The sequence below is a fragment of the Azospirillum cavernae genome (assembly GCF_003590795.1).
Lineage (GTDB): Bacteria > Pseudomonadota > Alphaproteobacteria > Azospirillales > Azospirillaceae > Azospirillum > Azospirillum cavernae.
The window spans coordinates 2,159,581-2,174,107 of record NZ_QYUL01000001.1; the positions used below are offsets into that span (position 1 = coordinate 2,159,581).

Annotated in this window: 19 protein-coding genes; 2 read left to right on the forward strand and 17 right to left on the reverse strand. The window is 67.7% G+C overall.

Features of this window, described 5'->3' with window-relative positions:
- Nucleotides 1–24: 24 nt before the first annotated feature.
- On the forward strand, nt 25–222 hold the full coding sequence (locus D3877_RS09920) for a hypothetical protein (RefSeq protein ID WP_119830431.1): 198 nt from the start codon (nt 25–27) through the stop codon (nt 220–222).
- Between the two features lie 342 nt (nt 223–564).
- Here D3877_RS09920 and D3877_RS09925 read toward each other — a convergent pair whose 3' ends face one another.
- The 11 genes from D3877_RS09925 to D3877_RS09975 all read right to left on the reverse strand — a co-directional run bounded on the left by D3877_RS09925 (nt 565) and on the right by D3877_RS09975 (nt 8,051).
- On the reverse strand, nt 565–825 hold the full coding sequence (locus D3877_RS09925; protein ID WP_158599839.1) for a hypothetical protein: 261 nt from the start codon (nt 823–825) through the stop codon (nt 565–567).
- Nucleotides 752–1,000, reverse strand: coding sequence for a hypothetical protein (locus D3877_RS09930; protein WP_119830433.1), 249 nt, complete (start codon nt 998–1,000; stop codon nt 752–754). Before D3877_RS09930 ends, D3877_RS09925 begins: the two co-directional genes overlap by 74 nt.
- On the reverse strand, nt 997–1,758 hold the full coding sequence (locus tag D3877_RS09935) for a lysozyme (protein WP_119830434.1): 762 nt from the start codon (nt 1,756–1,758) through the stop codon (nt 997–999). Before D3877_RS09935 ends, D3877_RS09930 begins: the two co-directional genes overlap by 4 nt.
- Nucleotides 1,759–1,841: 83 nt before the next feature.
- The gene (locus D3877_RS09940; RefSeq protein WP_147395131.1) at nt 1,842–2,384 is read right to left on the reverse strand and encodes a DUF4376 domain-containing protein; all 543 of its coding nucleotides are present in this window, start codon (nt 2,382–2,384) and stop codon (nt 1,842–1,844) included.
- Nucleotides 2,381–3,739, reverse strand: a complete 1,359-nt coding sequence (locus tag D3877_RS09945) for a glycine-rich domain-containing protein (RefSeq protein ID WP_119830436.1) — start codon at nt 3,737–3,739, stop codon at nt 2,381–2,383. Before D3877_RS09945 ends, D3877_RS09940 begins: the two co-directional genes overlap by 4 nt.
- A 2-nt stretch (nt 3,740–3,741) precedes the next feature.
- Nucleotides 3,742–4,209, reverse strand: coding sequence for a phage tail protein (locus tag D3877_RS09950; RefSeq protein WP_238474684.1), 468 nt, complete (start codon nt 4,207–4,209; stop codon nt 3,742–3,744).
- A 1-nt stretch (nt 4,210) separates the two neighbouring features.
- Entirely contained in the window at nt 4,211–4,858 is a 648-nt protein-coding gene (locus tag D3877_RS09955; protein WP_119829106.1) for a YmfQ family protein, read from the reverse strand.
- Nucleotides 4,859–4,865: 7 nt separating this feature from the next.
- Entirely contained in the window at nt 4,866–5,966 is a 1,101-nt protein-coding gene (locus tag D3877_RS09960; protein ID WP_119830437.1) for a baseplate J/gp47 family protein, read from the reverse strand.
- A complete protein-coding gene (locus D3877_RS09965) occupies nt 5,966–6,400 on the reverse strand; it encodes a phage GP46 family protein (protein ID WP_119830438.1) in 435 nt (144 codons plus the stop codon). Before D3877_RS09965 ends, D3877_RS09960 begins: the two co-directional genes overlap by 1 nt.
- 2 nt (nt 6,401–6,402) lie before the next feature.
- Nucleotides 6,403–6,984 (reverse strand): phage baseplate assembly protein V, encoded by a 582-nt coding sequence (locus D3877_RS09970; protein ID WP_119830439.1) that lies wholly within the window; start codon nt 6,982–6,984, stop codon nt 6,403–6,405.
- The gene (locus tag D3877_RS09975; protein ID WP_119830440.1) at nt 6,981–8,051 is read right to left on the reverse strand and encodes a phage baseplate assembly protein; all 1,071 of its coding nucleotides are present in this window, start codon (nt 8,049–8,051) and stop codon (nt 6,981–6,983) included. The genes D3877_RS09970 and D3877_RS09975 overlap by 4 nt, the downstream gene beginning before the upstream one ends.
- 69 nt (nt 8,052–8,120) lie before the next feature.
- Here D3877_RS09975 and D3877_RS29350 point away from each other — a divergent pair, with 69 nt between their 5' ends.
- The gene (locus tag D3877_RS29350; protein ID WP_147395132.1) at nt 8,121–8,567 is read left to right on the forward strand and encodes a hypothetical protein; all 447 of its coding nucleotides are present in this window, start codon (nt 8,121–8,123) and stop codon (nt 8,565–8,567) included.
- Between the two features lie 19 nt (nt 8,568–8,586).
- Here D3877_RS29350 and D3877_RS09980 read toward each other — a convergent pair whose 3' ends face one another.
- The 6 genes from D3877_RS09980 to D3877_RS10005 all read right to left on the reverse strand — a co-directional run bounded on the left by D3877_RS09980 (nt 8,587) and on the right by D3877_RS10005 (nt 14,354).
- Complete coding sequence (locus D3877_RS09980) at nt 8,587–10,056, reverse strand: DNA circularization protein (RefSeq protein WP_119830441.1); 1,470 nt, start codon at nt 10,054–10,056, stop codon at nt 8,587–8,589.
- Nucleotides 10,056–11,798, reverse strand: a complete 1,743-nt coding sequence (locus D3877_RS09985; protein WP_158599841.1) for a cell wall hydrolase — start codon at nt 11,796–11,798, stop codon at nt 10,056–10,058. Before D3877_RS09985 ends, D3877_RS09980 begins: the two co-directional genes overlap by 1 nt.
- Nucleotides 11,681–12,082 carry a hypothetical protein gene (locus D3877_RS09990; RefSeq protein WP_119830443.1) on the reverse strand — a complete coding sequence of 134 codons (402 nt, stop codon included), beginning with the start codon at nt 12,080–12,082 and terminating at the stop codon, nt 11,681–11,683. The genes D3877_RS09985 and D3877_RS09990 overlap by 118 nt, the downstream gene beginning before the upstream one ends.
- Nucleotides 12,083–12,194: 112 nt before the next feature.
- Nucleotides 12,195–12,497 carry a phage tail assembly protein gene (locus D3877_RS09995; protein WP_119830444.1) on the reverse strand — a complete coding sequence of 101 codons (303 nt, stop codon included), beginning with the start codon at nt 12,495–12,497 and terminating at the stop codon, nt 12,195–12,197.
- A 3-nt stretch (nt 12,498–12,500) separates the two neighbouring features.
- Nucleotides 12,501–12,869 (reverse strand): phage tail tube protein, encoded by a 369-nt coding sequence (locus D3877_RS10000; RefSeq protein WP_119829099.1) that lies wholly within the window; start codon nt 12,867–12,869, stop codon nt 12,501–12,503.
- A gap of 12 nt (nt 12,870–12,881) precedes the next feature.
- Entirely contained in the window at nt 12,882–14,354 is a 1,473-nt protein-coding gene (locus tag D3877_RS10005) for a phage tail sheath subtilisin-like domain-containing protein (protein WP_238474813.1), read from the reverse strand.
- Between the last annotated feature and the right edge of the window lie 173 nt (nt 14,355–14,527).

The following is a 14,527-nucleotide window of genomic DNA, read 5'->3' on the forward strand; positions in this document are numbered from 1 at the left end:
ACAGCTTCAATCAACAGCGCGAGTTTGAAACAGGCTTTCCAAAAGCACATCACTTACGCGGTTTTTCGCCGCCAATCCGGTCTCAAGGGGATATTTGATGAATTCGATCCGATGAGCAAGTCGGAGGGAATCACCCTCGATCTCGATTGGGACACCATGACAGCCTGGGTAAATCGGGCTGGCGATCTCTACGGTGTACCGGGATTCGAGGCCGACGGTTGACAGCGCATAGGAACGAATGCGGCTCAGCGTCGGAACAAACAACTAACCAAACTCTGACAGCGCCCAAGGCCCGGACATGGAAAGGCCCCGAAACGCATTACGTTTCAGGGCCTTAGAGTGGTGCCGCAACAGGGAATTGAACCCCGGACCTACTGATTACGAATTCTTTGATTTTATTGGAGGATAAAGGTTTTTCCCAGAAACGCCCCTCAGCGCGCCTCCAGCAATTTCAGCGGGTTGGATGGCTGGTGGGAACGGCTGGCCATCAGTCCGACGTCCTCCGCCACGCCAAACGCCGCGCACCAGGAACAGCCGCCCGCATCGTTGGAGCCACCCACGCTGTCACTCAGCTTGGTCGTCGCGCCTGACGCCGTCGCTGGAACCGTTCACCGGAGAACGATTCGAGTTCGCGCGCCAGCCACAGAGCTTGGCGCCCGTGATGTTGTGGCTCAGCAACTGCTCAGCCGTCCCCTCGCTCAGCGTGTCGGCCCGGCTTGTGTAGACCGGGCGAAAGGCCGCGCAGGCGGCGTCAGTCCCGGCCCCACTCCCGGCGCAGCCGGTCAGCAGCACCACCAGAACGGCGCACATCGTCATCAATCGCATGGCGGGTCTCCACCGCTTTGAGGGTCTGTTCGGTCTGTTCGGCGGCGGCCTGCCGCCGCCCCGCCCGGCGCTGAAACGCGCCGAAGGTGGCGATCGCCAGCAGGAGCGCGCCGACGGCGGCGAGGGTCGGGCCGATCCGGCCCCACAGCCCCGCCAGGAACGGCAGCCCGATCACGCGGCTTGGCGCTGGTCGGCCCAGCGCTGGTACAGCAAGAACCCGACCGCGCCCGCCAGCAGGATGGCCACCGGCCAGCCCAGCCCGCCCGACGGCAGGCTGTCCAGCAGGCCGCGCGCGGCGTCCGACACCTCGCGCGCCTGGTCAATGGCCACCGCCACGCCCGCCAGCCCCAGCGCGCCGCCGCCACCGACGCCAGCCGCCGACTTGGACAGCGGCTTGGGCGCGGGCTGGGGTTCGGGCGCGCCGGTCGCGGGATGATCGACGCCTGACAGGAACAGCGCCGTTTCCGCCGCCCGCCGCTTGACCAGGCCGGGCATCACCTTGCCCGCGCCCCGCGTCCATTTGGAAAATTCGACGGCGGCGCCGGCCAGATCACCCGCGTTCAGCTTGGCCAGCAAGGTGGAGGGCTTGCCGATCTTGAGCGTGACAAAGCCGTCCTTGCCCGGATCCTGGCGGGTCGCCTTCCGGCCCGTCCCAACGTTGAAGACAAAGGAAGCAAGAACCCCACGCTGCGTGTCGGTCAGCGGCGTTTTGACCGCGCCGTCGACGATGGCGACGGCGGCATTGAGGTCGGCGAGCAGCCAAGCGTCGGCCTGCTCCTTGGTGATGACCAGGCCGGGACGCACCTCCGGCCCGGTGTGGCCATAGCCGATGGTCCAGGGCGCGCCGCCGCTGGCCGGATCGGGGTAGGCCGTCAAGCGAAGGCCTTCCGCGTCTTTGACCAGGTCGATGACGGGTTGAGGAACAGGGCGCATGGAAATCCTCCTTCTGCGCATGAAAAAAGCCGCCGGGCGGGTGCCGGGCGGCTGAGAAAACTGGAATGTTGTCGCGGTTGGGTTCAGCCGCCGGGCCAACCCAGATCAATCCCGGCGGCGTAAGCCGTCAGCGCGTCATCGACGGTCTCGGCGGCATCGATGGCGGCGCTCAACTCCTCCTCGCGGGCGAAGCAGGACTGCACGAAAACCCCGATGGCCAGCAAGGCGGTGGCCAGTGCGGCCTTGCCGACGCGGGCGAAGCCATCCGCCGTCTTCCAGACCGTCTCGAAGCCGCCACCGGCCAGCTCGACCTGACTGGCCAGGGTCAGATTGCTGGCCACGTCGTCGTAACTGGCCTTGTCGCTGCGCCAGCGTTGGCCGCCAATCAGGACGCCACGGTCGCGCTCGGTCTTGCGACGCGCGACCACAGCCGCGCGCAGTTGGGCGAGCAGATAGTCGAGCGTCGGCGGCTGGACGGCGCCGTCAACGCACACATAATCGTGCGTGGCCCAGGCCGACAACGCGTCAGGAACCCGCACCCACAGAATCGATGGGTGATACAGGCCGGTCGGATCGTCGGTTACAAACTCGGCGCAAACGCCGGCATCAATGCGTGCCCACATCATCCACCCCACTTGATACACACCGCCCCGACGCGACCGGGCGTTCCGGCCCCGCCGGTGAAGGCCAGAGATCCGCCGCTGCCGCCCCCGCCGTAACTGACCCCACCGAAGGTCGCGAATTGAGACCGATATTCGGGGTTGTAGTCACCGCCGATTCCTGTGCCGTCCGCGCCACGCTGGTTGAGATCGTTCGGTCCTGCCGCCCCGCCGGTCGCCGACAACAGCGTTCCGAAGGACGCGGACCCGCCGGGCTGCCCAAGTGATCCGCCCGCCGGAACGACGATGGTGAAAACCTGGCCTGGGGTCACAGGAAGATTGTACTTGATCGACACGCCGCCGTTTCCGGCGGGTCCGCCCTCGGATGAATCGTACTGGCTGGTGTCGTAACCGCCGCCACCGCCGCCGCCCACCACCGTCACCTGGGTCAGCAGCGTGACGCCCACCGGCACCGTGAAATTGGTTGCGCCAGGCGTGGAAAAGATCCATTCGCCCGCTCCAGCGCCTGCGGTGAAGGCCGTCGGCGCAGACCAATCGGACCAGCCCAGCGTGGCGCCTTGATGTTGACACTGGAAATAATAGACGGTCAGCGGCGTGAGGGCGGCGGTCGATGGCAATGTGACGGAGGTCAAGGCCCCGGCGCTGATCCCGCTGTCGTAGACGACCGTGTCGAAGCTGGGCACCGTCGAGACCCGCCAGCGTGACGCCGCGTGCGCGTCCGCTCCGGCGACAACCGAAAACGGCGAGCTGGTCAGGGTGGGCTGGAGCGCGGCCCCAGCCGACCCGTTGGCGGGCGTCAGGTTTGTCGGTCGGGAGACAAAGGAAAAGATCGCCGCGCAGGTGAAGGCCGTCGGCGTGCTGGGGGCCGACCAATGCCCCTCGACGTCGGCGTAAGCGACGCGCCACCAATAGACGCCGGTCGTCGTCAAAACCAAGTCGGGGACGGCGTAAGAGGCCACGGCCTCCACCGTGCCGCTGTGCAGGATGGGGACAAAGCTGGGACTTGTGGCGATCTCAAACCGCGCTTGCCCCTGAGCGACCCCGTAGAGCGAATAATAGGGCGATGCCGACAGCGTCGGCGTGCCGCTGACGCCGATCGCGCCCGCCGCCGGACCCAGGTTGATGGGTTGCCGCACCAGCGCCGTCGATGAAATCGTTCGGATGGCCTGGAGCAGCTGGGTATGGTCGCCGCCCGATGGCGCGAGGCCTGCGGTTTGGATCACCGTCAGCATCTCACCCTGGACGCCGTTGAGCCAGTCGGCGGTGATGACGGTGGCGGGAACGCCGGTGGCGGGGCTGCCCTCCGTAAAGAGCGACCGCCCCGAGGAGGTCGCGGCGGTCGGATGATCGATGGCGTCCATTCTCACACCTTGATTGTGGTTACGGTTTTGGCCAGCGGCAGATCGATCACGACGGTGACGGTCTCCATCACCGGGCTGCCGTCCACCACAAGAGGGTTCCCCTCGGAATCCGTCGCCTGCCGCGTCACCAGAATCGGTTGCGGCGTCGTCTGGCCGCCTCCCGCAGCAAAGCGATATCGGGGCGGGATGTTGGGCAGGTTGAACGTGGTCGCCCCGTCACCGGCGCCCCAGCGCGTTCCGACCACGCCGAAGAGGTCGACGTAGGTCTGGCGGGACACCGCGCGACCGTCGCAGACCAGGCGATCCGGCGGCGTCACATCCCCCGCAAAGACCTCCAACGTCCCGGTGGGCGTCACCGCGCTCCGGCTGAACAGGGCGTTCAACTCGGTGCGGATGATCTCCAGCGTCTGACGCAGAGCGCTCAGGCGGGGTGCGGTGCGGAAGAGGCTGGGGTCTACAGAGCTGGTCACGTCATGTCTCCCAAATGGTGAACCCATGATCCCAGCCGACCAGGCCGTCATCCCACGGCGCGGCGTCTGGCGAGGTGTAGGAAAAGCGCACCAGCGTGTGCGCCGCAGCAACCCGGCGCAGGGCTGCCTCGAAAGCCGCCTCGCCCCACGCGGCGAGCGATTCGCCCGCCGCCGATTGACCGGCGCGCGCGTGCGTGGATGTCCATTGGACCAGGCCGATGGACCAGACAAAGGACCAAGCGTCGCCACAGCAGGGACTCCCGGCTTGAGCGCCACCGGCGCGCGCCGGGCCGTATTGGGTGATCGTGACGTCGAAGCCCAGCGCCTTGGCGTAGGCGGTCAGGTAGGGGATGCTTTGGCCGCCCACGCCGATCAACTGCGCCACCACCGCCGCGCGGCGCTGCTGCAACGTGGTCTGGCCGCTGACCGCGAGCGTGGCCTCCCAATCCGGCAGCAGCTGGTGCGCGCCCGCCGGAAAGGCGTCGCTCAGCAGCGCCGCCGCGTCCGCGCTCTGCCGTTCATAGACCGCCGCCAGCCCGTCGAGCACCTGGGCTTGCGTCGTGCCTTCCTCGCGCGGCCAAATTCGCCCGGTCGGCAGCAGGGCTTGCAAGGCCGCGCGGAAGTCGGCGCGGCTGTAACGTGGCGGCATGGCGACCTCAAACGAAGGTGATGACGCCCAGCGTCAGCATGTGGCCGGGCGGCGCTGAGACGTCGTCCAGCGGCGCGTTGATGTCGAAGCTGGAATCGCCCAGCGCCACCTGCACCGCTTCCCACAGGCGGTTGATGTTCACCGTCCCGCCGGGCGTGGCGTCTTCGCGCAGGCGTTCGATCAGGGCGTCGCGCGCCGCCGCCTGCGAGGACAGGGGGATTCCAGCGATGGTCAGCGCCAGCGGCGACGGGATCGGCGCGACGACATAGACCAGCGCCGTCACCGGCTGGAGCGGCCAGAGCGCGTTGGCGACGGTCAGCTGGTCGCCGGTGGCCGGTTGCGCGCGGGTTTCGGCGCTCGCCACGCCGTCCGATCCTTGCGGAAAACCGCCATGCGCGGCCTGCGCGTCGTCGAGCATCACAAACAGCACGACGGTGCCCAGCCCCGCGCCGTTGCGGACGCACCAGGACCGCGTCACGCCGGGGACGGCGAGCGCCCAGCTGACGAAATCGTCATGCGCGCCGCCCATCGCCGTGATCTGGTAGGCGGTCAGCATGCGGGTGCGCAGCTCCTCGTCCGCCTCGACATCCGCCCCACCAATCAGCGCGCCGCTCGTGCCCGACGACGGCACGCCGGAAACCGCTTGCGACAAGGCGAAGGCCGCGCCCGCGTCGGTGTTGCCGCCCGCCCCCGGCTCGTCGGCGAGGACCGGGACGCTCGCCGTTCCAGCAACCCCAACGGCAACCGTCTGGGTGCTGGTGAACGCCCGGCCATCGGCGGCGCGGGCGATGACCGTCCCGCTCGGGATCACGGCGCCGACGGCCCCGGCGAAGGTCACGATTCCGGTCGCGGCGGCGGCGGGCTTGCGGGTGACGCCCTTCAGGGCCGCCCAGCCCTCCAGGGCCTCGTCGGTGCAGGTGAAGGGGACGGCCTGCTTGGCGATCCAGTCCAGATAGCCGTAATGCAGATGCGCCAGCCCGGCTTGAGCCGCCCCCAGCACCCCAAGCACCGACCGCCGCAACAGGTTGGCCCCACCATCGACCGCCGAGGCGACGTCCTGCGCCACCTGCTGGCGGATGTCGGTGAGGGTTGGACGCGAAAACGGCATCAGGCGACTCCTTGCCAAGCCCAATCAAAGTTAAAGCTGGTCGATTGGCCGTCGCTGCGGTGGGCGATCACCCAGACGCCCAAGGTCGAGCGGCGCGCCCATTCCACGCGGATCGTGAAGCGCGCGACCACGCCGTCGTCGATCAGCCATTGCAGCGCCTCGGCGACGTAATCGGCGGCGCGCCGCCGGGTCTCTTCCGTCTGCTTGGCGCGGTCGAGCAACCACAGCCGCGAGCCGATCTCGCGATCTCCCCACCAACCCCGCCGGTCGCCCGTGCCGTCCGGCAGGCTGTCGGAGGCGGTCGCCGGGCGGTCGGTGAACAGGCTGACCAGGATGGCGGTGGCCAAGTCGTCGCCCGTGTCCAGGTCGCCAGAGACCAGGGACCAATCGCCCCGCGCGTCGTTGGCGATCCAGGACACCAGGATGTCGGCCATGGCTATTCCTGTTGGTTGGGGATGGCCGTGCTGGCCCCGCCCGGCTGCACGCCGTTGTGCGTGTGCTCGTTATAAATGGCCCGCATGCTGGCCATGCTGCGCCCGCCGCCGCCGACCTGGTCAATGATGTCGCCCGTCACCTCCAGCAGCGGCGCCTCGATGCGGACTTTCGCGCTTGCCTTGATCGTCAGGCTGGGGGTGTCCTCAATCGTGATCGGCAGCCCCGCGCCCTTGACGACGATGCCGTTGCGGGTCAAATGGACCGATTGGCCGAGGTCGTCGTAGAGGCAGACCTCTCCACCGGCCAGCCCCTTCGGTCGAGCGCCCTGGTTGCCGCTGGCCACCACCACGCCCATTGAGCGGTCGCCGCCGACGAACAGCAGCACGACGTCGCTGCCGATCGGCGGGACCGACGAGAGGCCGTATTCGATGAGGCGCGGGGTGTTGTCGCGCAACTCATCGACGCCCAAGCGGACCTGCATCGTCTGCACCGCGCCGCCATCGGTGACGGCGGTGATCCGGCCCCGGCCAATCGCCAGCAGCGCGCGGGTGTAAAGGCGCTCGATCAGTCCCGGATCGCTCATGGCCGCGCCCCCGGCGTGACGTCCGACAGGACAGGGACCAGCACGGTCGGGGCCAGCTCGAAGGCGGATGGCGGCATCAGCACCAGGCTGGCCGAGGTGCCGGACGGGCCGCGCTGATACGTCACCTCGGCGATGATCCATGTTGCGTCCAGGTGCAGGCTGGGCAGCGTGACCCGCGCCAGCCGGTTCGGCGTCCACAGCGCGCCCGCCGCGTCGCGCCAGCTGTCCACGGTCAACCGCACCTGGAAGGAGCGCCCCGCGCGCCGGGCCATTTCCCAGCGGCCCCGCTGCTCCGACAGCCCCAGCGCCACGATCCCGGATTCGGCGATGATGAAGCGCTTGCGGTGGCGCGTCACCCCGGCGTCGCGCACGATGGCCTGGATGTCGCCGTCGGGACCAGCCTCGCCCAAGGGCGCCATGGAGAGGGAGCGCACGACGTATTCTGAAAAGCGCTGATCCATCGAGAACAGGGCGACGGCGCTCTCGACGTTCGCGCCCTGGGCGAAACCGCTGGCGTGCTCGACCGTTCCGACGCGCGACAGGACGAGGTTGCCGTCCGGCCCGTCGTAAGCCAGCAGAGCGCGAAACCGGGCGATCCGCTCGATCACCGCGAAGGGCGTCTCGCCCCACATCAGATTGATCTGCGGGATCGGCGGACCGACGTCGGTCAAGGCGCTGACCGTGACGCCATAGGGCTGGGCCAGCTTCGCGGCGATGCTCAACACGTCGGCGCTGCTGATCTGGTTGCTGGGCCATTCCGCCGAACAATCGACCAAATCCTGGCATTTCCCGCGCCCCGTCACCCGCAGGCTGTGCGACTGGCGGTCGATGGCTGGGATGAAGCGGTCCACATAGCCGGTCAGCACCAGATCGGAGCCGAGCAGCACCTGGCATTCATCGCCCTCCTTGACGACGACGCTGGCCACCTCGCCCGGAAAGCGCTCGGTGAAGGTGATGTCGAAGTCGGACGGCAAGCGTTCGACGCCGCGCGTCACCCGCAGCTGCTGCCAGCCGGAGAGCTTGCGCCCGGCGCCGCCGCCAATCACCAGGGTCAGGTCGTCGATCATGATTGCTTCCAATTCAAAAATGGTGATTATTTTATTAGAAATTCCACTAATGGGAGTGTCGGAGACATCATGAAAACCATCGGTAGATTTTTGATCTTTCTCGCAGCACTCGCCGCGTCAGAAGTGAAGGCTGCATGCCCACAGAACCCCAACAGCTTAACCCCAGGATGTCCATGGGATGCCAATCTCGTGAGTAAGCGTTTTGAATTGATCCCTTTGCCAACCGATGCTGAAACTGCACTGCTTGAACGCTACAACCACACCTATTACGGCTGCTTTCGTCCAGCAAATAAAATCATAGCCGCTTATAGTCGTTACGAAAATGGCCGATTAATAATGATTGGAAATGGGGATTATCTGGCAGACAACCCCATAGATCGCGTCCTGTTGAGCGATATTTTGACTAAAAAATCTTTATTTAATAACGAGGGAGTTAAGCTTCAACCTTGCAGCCCTCCCTCTTCCTATCTCCCGACACCACAGAATTACACAGCCCCAGAATTTAAACGCCCATGATGGCGCTAACCAATTTTACTTACTCCGCCAAGGCGTTGAAGAGGACCGGCAGAAAGGCCGGGTGGATCGCGCCGGATTGCTCGACCAGCTCGTCGCTGCGCGCAGGGTCCTGATAAAGCCGCTGCGCCAACACCAAAGCGGGTTGCGGGCGGGCTGTGGACACGACCACGCGGCGCGTGAGGCTGGCTCCGCGCTCGGTCAAATCAACCGAGACGGCGGTGCGCAGGGCGCGCAGCGCCTGATAGGTCTGGTCCTGCCCGGCGTCGCCCGCCCGCGTCATTTCGGCGTCGATCAGCTCCACCACCCGGCTGCGCGTCTCAACCGCCTGGTCGTGCGATGGCGGCTCATACCGCGCGGCGGCCCGCGCCACCTCCGCCAAGGCGGCGCGCCGCACCAGCGTGGCCGTGGCCGTGGCCGCCGGGGTCGGCGACGGCCCCGAAGGGGCGGCCCCTGAACCGACGGTCCCTGAACTGACGGGGGAGACCGGCGAAAAACTGGCCAGCGGCGTCAGCAGGCGCAGCGCGTCCGTCGCGTTGGGGGTGGCGCGGGCGGCGGCGGACACCAGCGCGGCGACGCTCGCGGCGGCGGTTGGCAGGCTCGCCGCCGTCAACGCTTTCGCCTGCGCCATCGCGTCCGCGCCAGCCTGCGCCACCGTCGCCCGCCGCGCCGCCGTGGCTGCCTTCAGGGCGGGGAGAGTGGCGGGAGAAGCCGTCGTCGCGCCGCGCCGCCGCCCCTGGACCTTTGTGCCGCCGATGAACCGACCGAACGCGCCGGGAAGGTCGCGCACCGCGTTGTAGAGGTTCGTCGCGTCGTCGATCAGGCGGAAGACCGCCCGGACAGAGACGCCGACCGCGCTGACGATCTGCCGCAGGATGGCCGATCCCTGCTTGAGCAACCCGCCCACCGTTTGGACGAAGTCCAGAACGGCGGCGGCTCCGACGGCGTCCGCCGCCGCCTCGATCTGGCCGACGCTGGTCGCGCCGCCCTCGGGAAACTGGAGCTTTCCCGCCTCGACGCAATCCAGCGTGATTTCGAACACCCGGCCTTCGCGGCGGCGCTCGACGACGTGAAAGCGCAGCAGAGCGACCGATTTCCGACCCAAGGTCGGATGGACCAGTTCGGCCTCGCCCGCCGTCTCGCACGCCCGCACCAGCCGGTCGCGCTGGGCCAGCACGTCGCCCCCGCCGTACTGGACCGACCCCTCGACCAGGAACCCGATCAGGCTGATGCGGCGCGGCCCGCGCCCCAAATCCTCCACCCACACCGAATCCCGGTAGGGGTATTCATGGACGGCGACACGGCGGCCAAACTCCGACGCCGATCCGATGACGCCGAAGGGCACGCCCCGAAACGACGCCGTTTGAAGCCGGGTGTGCCACGGCCCGGCGCCGCCGTCGAACCCGGCCAGATCGACGCCCAAGCGACCGGCGGCGTTGGTGACGCGGTCCAGCGCGCCGCCAAGCGCCTGATAGGCGTTGCGGTTGGGCATCACGGCCTCGCAAAGTCGGGGGTGGAGTAATTGACGCGGGTCGGCGCGAAGACGCTGTCCGGCTGGCCCTGCACCGACGCCGTCGTTCCCGGCGGCACGGCGCCGGAGAAGCGCACGTCAACCTGGATCGGTTGCCCCTGTTGCTGCCCCTGTTGGCCGGGTTGCCCCGGATTGGCCGCCGCCGCTCGCGCTTGCTCCGCCTGGGCCTTGGCGAGGTCCGACAGCAACACCGAATAATTCGGCACCGGCGTCGGCTTTTCGCCGAACACGCCGGGCTTGTAGAAGCTGTGGTCGCCGATTTCCGCCGATCGCAGATCATCCCGGCCCCGACCGAAATCAGTGCCGCGCCGCTCGGAAATGTCGCGGTTGAGGAAATAGGTGGCGCCGCCGGTCGGGTCGGTCCGCCGCCCGCTGGCGATCCCGTCCAGGATGCCTTGGACCGTCGCCCGTTGCGCGGTGGATCCCGATGGCAGGTTCCGCCAGTCGCCACCCGCCCGCATCACCGGCTCGAACTGACCGCGCTGGTTGACCACGTCGGGGATGGACCCGCCCCACGCCGGGTGGGCCGATCGGTTCAGGACCGTCCGCACCACACCTTCCAAGCCCACAGCCCCCTGGTTGCCGGCCTCGGCGATGGCGACGCGGGTCAACGCCTCCACCGCCGTCGGATCGAGGGTGATCGCCTTGGTGTCCGCGCCGACCGTCACGGGCGGGACAGCCGTCGGCAGAGCGGCGGCTGTGGATTGCGGCGCGGCGACGGCGGGCGCCGACGGCGCGGCGGCGGGAGGCACGGCGGCGTTGGCGGGGGTGACGAACAGGCTCCGCCACCAGGATTTCTCCGGTGGGCTGGCCTGGGGCGCGGCGATGGCTGGCTTTTCCTCCGGCGTGGCTGATTTCAGGCTGAAATGCGGCAGCCAGCTCGGCCAGCCGGAATCTTCCCGCTGCTTCTTTTCTTCGGTCGTTTGCTCGCGCACGCCGAACCGCAATGGGTCGGCTTTGCTGATCTTGTCCAGCTCGCCACGGACGAAATCACCGATCCCGTTCCAGTGTTCGTAGATCAGGGCCGCTCCCTGGACGATCCCCGCGATCAGGCCCAGCACAGGGTGAAACCGCGCCACACCGGCCACCACCCCCAAAGCGACGCCGACCTCGGCCAATCCGCCCGCCAACGGCTTGTTGGCCGCCGCCCAATCGGCGGTTTTGTTGATGATGCCGCCAAATCGGTCAGCGTAAGACGCCTCAATCGTGGCTCCAACGCCTTTGGCGGCGGCTTTCAGCCGATTGAGCGACGCCCCCAGCTCTTCGGACTTCGCCTGCGTGTCCTGCGACACCTCGGCGTATTTCTGGACATCGGCGAGGTATGTCTTCCAACCGTCGCGCCCCCGCCGCAGCATCGGCAGCAGCTGCTCGACCCCGAACATTTGGGCGACGCGGGCCTGGGTCTGCGGGTTGCTCTGCCGCCCGATCGCGTCGGCCAGATCGCCCATCGCCCGCTCGGCGTCCACCGCGCCAGACGCCGTTCGGCTCATGCGGATGTTCAGGATGTTCAGCATCGCGGCGGCTTCCGGCGCGCGGCCATAGGCGGCGTCCTGCAACGTCGCCCCCAGAGCGTGCAGGCTGCCGGTCATCGCGCCCGCCTCCAACCCGGCCAGCCCCGCCGCGCTGCCCAACGTCCGCAAGCGACCGGCGGCGATGCCGATCCCCCGGCGGCGTTCGCGGTGGCGACGCCAACCTGCCCCCATTGGTTGACCAGCGCCGCCACGCCCGCGACGGACCCCACGCCCGCGATGGCTCCCACGGACCCGCCCAGCAGGCCAAGCCCACCGGCGGCCTCGCGCGCCATTCCGCCAACGTTGGCGACGCCATGGCCCAGCGCGCTCAACCGGGTCGCGTCGCCCAACCCGGCGACCGCCGAGCCGATACCGGCTATCGGGCGGCGGATTTGACCGAGCGCCGACCCGACCTTGGCGACGACGGCGGACGCCTGATCCTTCGCCGTGATGACGATCTGGAATTGGTTGGTCATCGGGCTTCCGCCTTCATCATCCGCACGGCCTGGTCAAGCCACCAGGACAGCTCCGTCCAGGTGAGCGACCACGCGTCGCGCGGCCCCCAGCCATACCACCGTGTGACCTCGGCTAGGACGTCGCGCCAGTTGTCAGGCCACCGCCCGTAAAACCCATGAGGTAACGCACCGCCTTCTCGAAATCGCTGTAGGGAATCCGCTCGACGACAGGTTTCGGAAGGCCGGACACCAAGGACACCATCACGATGTCGCTCATCGTGGGGGACGCGTTCGGCCCGATCAGGGCCTTTTGCGCCTTCTCGACTTCGCCCGCCGTCGGCTCGCGCAGCCGGATCTCCATGTAGACTTCCAACCCGACCTCAATCGGCTTGCGCAGCTCGATCACGAGTTCGTCCGGCAAATGATCTGTGCTCATGGTTTACGCCTCCTCGACCAAAGCGGATTCGAACTTCACGTCGAAGGTCGAATCCGCGCCCTTGACCTCCTGGCTGTCGACCGTCCAGGCGTTGCGCGCCGTGACGATCTTGCCGTTGGCCAGCTCGATCATGACGGTGACGTTCGTCATGGCGTTGAAGGCCGCGACGGACAGGCTGCCCGCGTCGCGCAGGGTGGCGGAAATGAAACCGGGGATCGGCGTCTCCTTGTAGCCATGGACGCCGTCCATGCCGCTGATGGTCTCGCGTTTGACCTGCACCGGGCTGTAGCTGAAATCTCCGGCCAGCATGTAGCTGACGCCATCGACGGTGAAATAGGCGACTCCCGCGAGTCGGCGGCTGGTGTCGGCCATGGGCGAACCTCCTTATTGCAGGCGGAATTGGGCCAGCAGCGCGAAGATGCGCAGCTGGTTGATGAGGGCGCCGGGCCACAGCACATCGACGCGGTTCGGGTTGGTTTTGTTCTTTTCGACGATGATCTCGGCCTTGAAGACGTCGCCGTTCTGGACATAGCCCTCGGCCTCCAGCTCGCGGTACGCCGCGATCAGGTCCGCCCTGATGATGTTCGGCGTCACCACGTTGGCGCCGGGGCCAAAGCGCGTGCCGTTGGCCGCCAGCTTGACCCGCGCGTATTTGCTGGTGATGACGCTCTTCATCCGGCGCAGGATGAAGGCCAGCAGGAACAGCGTCTCCACCTCCAGATAGCTGTCGTCGGCGGCCCCGAAGCCGTTTTTCTGATAGGTCGTGATGACGTTTTCCAGCCGACAGGTCCCATCGTCGGCGGTGACGAAGGTGCTGACGCCGTCCCACAGCAGCACGTTCCGCTCGGCGATGGCGAAGCGGCTGGCGATGGGCGGGGCCAGCATGCTGGACAGCGCCAGGGTCTGGAGCGGCGTGCCAGGGTCGGCGCGCAGGCTGACGGCGGCGGTCCCGGCGAAGTCCGCCGCGACGACCCAGGCCGGGGTTGGGCTGTCGTAGAATCCCAGCACCGAAACATGCTGGTCGTTGCGCGTCGAGCCGAAGCTGGTCAAGGCCCCCAGCGTCCCGCGCTTGGCCGCGAAGGCGTGGCCATAGATTTGTTGGGACCAGCTCCAGCGGCCCGACACGTCGTTCAGCAGCGCCTTCACCGCGTCCAGGCTGGCCGCGTCGGTGTAGGGAAAGACGATGAAGTCGAAGGCCATGTCGCTGAGGCCCGCGAAGGCGGCGGACAGGTCCGGCGGGGTCGCGCCCGACGCCATGGGGGTTACGGCGACGCTGAGACCGACGGGCGAGGCCTCGCCGCCCGCCGCCCCTCGGTAATTGAGGCGGAGGTCAATCTCATTGCCCGCCGGTCCCTTGTTTTTGGCCGTCAGCGTGACGACCCCCGTGTCAGCGGAGGCCGTCACCGGCAAATCGATCATCGCGTTGACCGTCGCCGCCAGGGCCGTCGCCGCCGTCGCGGCGGATTGGCCGCTGGTGACGGCCTGGGACACCAGCGCGCCGCCGATGTAGAGCGACAGCACCCCCGTCGCCGTCGCGCCGCCCGTCAGGGTGACGCCGCCGGTGGCCGCCACGCCCGCCTCGGCGTCGGCCAGCGGCAGGAACCAAACCTCGCCGAAATTGTCCGCTTTGCGGTAGGCGGCGGTCATCAGCGCCAGCATCGAGCCAGGGCCGCCCTTGACCACCGCGTCGGCGGCGCCCTGGCAGATCGACGCCTGATTGGGCGCGGCGGTTCCGCTGGCGGTGGATCTTGGCCGACGATAGGTCCATCGGTTCGCGGCGCTGGTGCCTTGAGTTGCCACCTCGGCCGAAAACAGCGGCACGCGCAGATTTTGAGGGCCGTTCTTGAACGGGATCACGTGGCGGCTTGTCCTCCTCACGTCCACAGAAACGACAGCGTCACGTCCGCAAAGACTGCAAACAAGCCGGTTCCCACGGGGTTGTCCCGGCACCTCCGCCGTCTTGGCAAAAAGCCCTTCAAATCCGGTCGCGCACGCGAGCCCGGGAGCGGTTTCACGTCGCATGGCGGGGG

Excerpts from the sequence above, each read along its gene's own strand:
- D3877_RS09925 (WP_158599839.1), bottom strand. The coding sequence starts at position 825 with ATGCGATTGATGACGATGTGCGCCGTTCTGGTGGTGCTGCTGACCGGC.
- D3877_RS09935 (WP_119830434.1), bottom strand. The coding sequence starts at position 1,758 with ATGCGCCCTGTTCCTCAACCCGTCATCGACCTGGTCAAAGACGCGGAA.
- D3877_RS09940 (WP_147395131.1), bottom strand. The coding sequence starts at position 2,384 with ATGATGTGGGCACGCATTGATGCCGGCGTTTGCGCCGAGTTTGTAACC.
- D3877_RS09945 (WP_119830436.1), bottom strand. The coding sequence starts at position 3,739 with ATGGACGCCATCGATCATCCGACCGCCGCGACCTCCTCGGGGCGGTCG.
- D3877_RS09955 (WP_119829106.1), bottom strand. The coding sequence starts at position 4,858 with ATGCCGCCACGTTACAGCCGCGCCGACTTCCGCGCGGCCTTGCAAGCC.
- D3877_RS09960 (WP_119830437.1), bottom strand. The coding sequence starts at position 5,966 with ATGCCGTTTTCGCGTCCAACCCTCACCGACATCCGCCAGCAGGTGGCG.
- D3877_RS09965 (WP_119830438.1), bottom strand. The coding sequence starts at position 6,400 with ATGGCCGACATCCTGGTGTCCTGGATCGCCAACGACGCGCGGGGCGAT.
- D3877_RS09970 (WP_119830439.1), bottom strand. The coding sequence starts at position 6,984 with ATGAGCGATCCGGGACTGATCGAGCGCCTTTACACCCGCGCGCTGCTG.
- D3877_RS09975 (WP_119830440.1), bottom strand. The coding sequence starts at position 8,051 with ATGATCGACGACCTGACCCTGGTGATTGGCGGCGGCGCCGGGCGCAAG.
- D3877_RS29350 (WP_147395132.1), top strand. The coding sequence starts at position 8,121 with ATGAAAACCATCGGTAGATTTTTGATCTTTCTCGCAGCACTCGCCGCG.
- D3877_RS09980 (WP_119830441.1), bottom strand. The coding sequence starts at position 10,056 with ATGCCCAACCGCAACGCCTATCAGGCGCTTGGCGGCGCGCTGGACCGC.
- D3877_RS09985 (WP_158599841.1), bottom strand. The coding sequence starts at position 11,798 with ATGGGGGCAGGTTGGCGTCGCCACCGCGAACGCCGCCGGGGGATCGGC.
- D3877_RS09990 (WP_119830443.1), bottom strand. The coding sequence starts at position 12,082 with ATGACCAACCAATTCCAGATCGTCATCACGGCGAAGGATCAGGCGTCC.
- D3877_RS09995 (WP_119830444.1), bottom strand. The coding sequence starts at position 12,497 with ATGAGCACAGATCATTTGCCGGACGAACTCGTGATCGAGCTGCGCAAG.
- D3877_RS10000 (WP_119829099.1), bottom strand. The coding sequence starts at position 12,869 with ATGGCCGACACCAGCCGCCGACTCGCGGGAGTCGCCTATTTCACCGTC.